The organism is Companilactobacillus halodurans (assembly GCF_009600985.1).
GTDB lineage: Bacteria > Bacillota > Bacilli > Lactobacillales > Lactobacillaceae > Companilactobacillus > Companilactobacillus halodurans.
On the sequence record NZ_VDFP01000057.1, the window covers coordinates 1 to 3,091 of the forward strand.

Here is a 3,091-nt window from a genome sequence, read left to right on the forward strand (position 1 = left end):
GAACCCTTAACTAAACTTGCAGACGAATGTCGGCATAGCGTGAGCTATTAAGCCGACCATTCGACAAGTTTTGGGATTGTTAAGGGTTCCGAGGCTCAACGTCAATAAAGCAATTGGAATAAAGCAACGTTGAATTTAGGTAAATAAGTTATATATAAAATCTGTGAGGTATGTCTCTAAAAATGCTGCGAGTATGTATAAAGGTAAAGCGATTAGAAAATATATTTTAAGTAAATTGCTGAAAGCTAACTTAAATGAAAAGTTTTGTTTTTTAGTTTTTCTAAAAAGATTACTTATTTTTCTAATGATTGTTTTATTTAATTTATATAAACCACTGATAACAAAACACATTGCAAATATTTCGATTATTGTATGTGGTACCGAAGATAGAACCATGGTGAGGCCTTTATTTAAATCAAAACTGATTGCAAAACCAAATGCTATTCCGGTAATTATTGTTGTAGATAATAAATTTAAAAAGTATAAAAATGGGATTGGAATTAAAGCAAGTATTAGCATTTGAAATGGCACTTTAAAACCGTTGTTTAGAATATATTGCCAAACCTTTATTAAACCATTTGTTTTAGAAATGTTTCCGTGTTGTCCGTTTGTCATATTTTTAAAAGTTTCGAGTGATGGGCTAAAAATAATTGCTAGAATTAAAGTGATTAAGAAAATGGTTGTTGTGAATATGAATATTTTTATGGTTCTTTTAGCATAATTTGGATCTTGGATATTAAACATAAGGGACCTCTTTTTTGTTTGTTTTTGGAACGAGTGAAACGAGTTTCTTCTTGTCTTGATACTATATAGAAATAACGTTCTTTTTCAAAATATGCATTAATCGTTGATATGACAGTCTTTTTGTTTGTTTTTAAGCGTGAAAGAAAAAATTGACATAAAAAAGCTCCAGTAATATGATTAAGTTACGACGCTTAAATCAATACTGGAGGTCTTTTTATATGCAATATAATACTACTAGATGTATAGACGAAAATCAAGATAATAAAACATTAAAAGATATGACGAAAAGTGGGAAACAACGCCCATGGAGAGAAAAGAAAATAGATAATGTAAGTTATGCAGATATACTGGAAATCTTAAAAATCAAAAAGGCTTTTAACGTAAAGCAATGTGGTAATGTCTTAGAGTTCAAGCCAACTGATGAAGGTTATTTGAAATTACATAAGACATGGTTTTGTAAGTCGAAATTATGCCCAGTTTGTAATTGGAGGCGTGCTATGAAAAATAGTTATCAAGCTCAAAAAGTGATTGAAAAAGTGGTTAAAGAAAAGCCAACTGCACGTTGGTTGTTTCTTACGTTATCGACAAGAAATGCGATAGATGGTGAAACTTTAGAACAAAGTTTAAAACATTTAACTGAATCATTTAGAAGATTATTTAAATATAAAAAAATCAGTAAAAATTTAATTGGTTTTATGCGATCAACAGAAGTTACGGTTAATAAAAATGATGGTAGTTACAATCAACATATGCATGTTTTATTATGTGTTGAGAATGCGTATTTTAGAAAAAAAGAAAATTATATTACGCAGACAGAATGGGTCAGTTTATGGCAAAAAGCATTACAAGTTGATTATCGACCAGTCGCAAATATTAAAGCGATCAAACCAAATCAAAAAGGCGATAAAGATATTCAAGCAGCTATCAAAGAAACCTCTAAATATTCTGTTAAGTCATCTGATTTTTTAACTGATGATGATGAAAGAAATCAAGAAATCGTGAATGATTTGGAAAAAGGTTTATACCGAAAACGTATGTTGAGTTATGGTGGATTGCTTAAACAAAAACATAAAATTTTAAATTTAGACGATGCCGAAGATGGCAATTTAATTAATACAAGTGACGAAGATAGAACAACAGGTGAAGAAGAAAAAGCACATTCAATTACGGCAATTTGGAACTTTGAGAAACAAAATTATTACTTAAAAGATTTGAAACGTTAGCTTATAAAGTTAGCGTTTTTTTATGACTTTTTTTAAAAAAAGTGGTGAGACAAAAGTGAGACACTTTACACATATTGTGTCACAGAGGTGAGACAATCCTAATATATTGTGTCACAAAGGTGAGACAAATAGAAAAAACTGATATTGTTTGAAAAACACCTGAAATGTTTAGAATGTCTGGCTTTGCCAGACCTATCAATTTTAATTGATAGCATATTTTCCTTATGCTCTTAGCCATAATTTTATGTAAATCTAAAAATTTAGGTTTGTATCCCTTCGGGAACTATAAAAAATCATGAAAATTTTAATTTGCATGTAACTGGGCAGTGTCTAAAAAATAAGCCACTGGTTTTGCTCAAATTTTTACTTTTGGAAATAGCATATATTTATTTGGCTCATATTTGCGTTTTAAGAGCTTATATAAGTTTTTGGGCATAAAACTATATGGATTACCCCTAAATCTTTAAAATGCCCCCTTAAAATTCAAAATAAAGGTATTTAAAATTTTAAAAATAAAAAAGCTACTAGCAAAAAACTAGTAGCTTAAATCTTAGTTAAATTTTGATGTAGTATTAATTTTTATATCTACGCTACAACGTCGATTCAAATTCGTGCAGTATTAATTTTTGTATCTGCGCCACAACGCCGATTACTAATAATGCAGTATTAATTTTTATATCTGTGCTGCAACACCGATTACTTAAAACTAAGATTAAAAAAATCGACGAAGGTCGATTATGGTTTTTGCACCGTTTGGAACAAACGTATAAGTGCGCCCTTACGGGATTTAACTAGATTATAACGACGAAAAATAGACCTGTAAAGCGATAACTATTGTGATAAAGTTTGCTAAAAAGGAGCGATTTTATGGCTGCTATGTGGTTATCGATTATAGGTATGTGGTTTTGTATTGGAATGGCATTTTTTGCTATCAAAGTGAGTAAGAATAAAAAATAGACCACGTATTTATGCCGAGAAAATTTATTGAAGTTGAGAAGAACCCTTAACTAAACTTGCAGACGAATGTCGGCATAGCGTGAGCTATTAAGCCGACCATTCGACAAGTTTTGGGATTGTTAAGGGTTCCGAGGCTCAACGTCAATAAAGCAATTGGAATAAAGCAA

At 30.5% G+C, this 3,091-nt stretch carries 2 protein-coding genes; one reads left to right on the forward strand and one right to left on the reverse strand.

From position 1 onward, the window contains the following. Positions 1 to 135: 135 nt before the first annotated feature. On the reverse strand, positions 136 to 744 hold the full coding sequence (locus FHL06_RS12260) for a stage II sporulation protein M (RefSeq protein WP_152581855.1): 609 nt from the start codon (positions 742 to 744) through the stop codon (positions 136 to 138). Positions 745 to 962: 218 nt separating this feature from the next. Between FHL06_RS12260 and FHL06_RS12265 the strand changes: the two genes are divergently transcribed. After that, positions 963 to 1,967, forward strand: a complete 1,005-nt coding sequence (locus tag FHL06_RS12265) for a protein rep (protein ID WP_153386851.1) — start codon at positions 963 to 965, stop codon at positions 1,965 to 1,967. Positions 1,968 to 3,091: the final 1,124 nt, after the last annotated feature.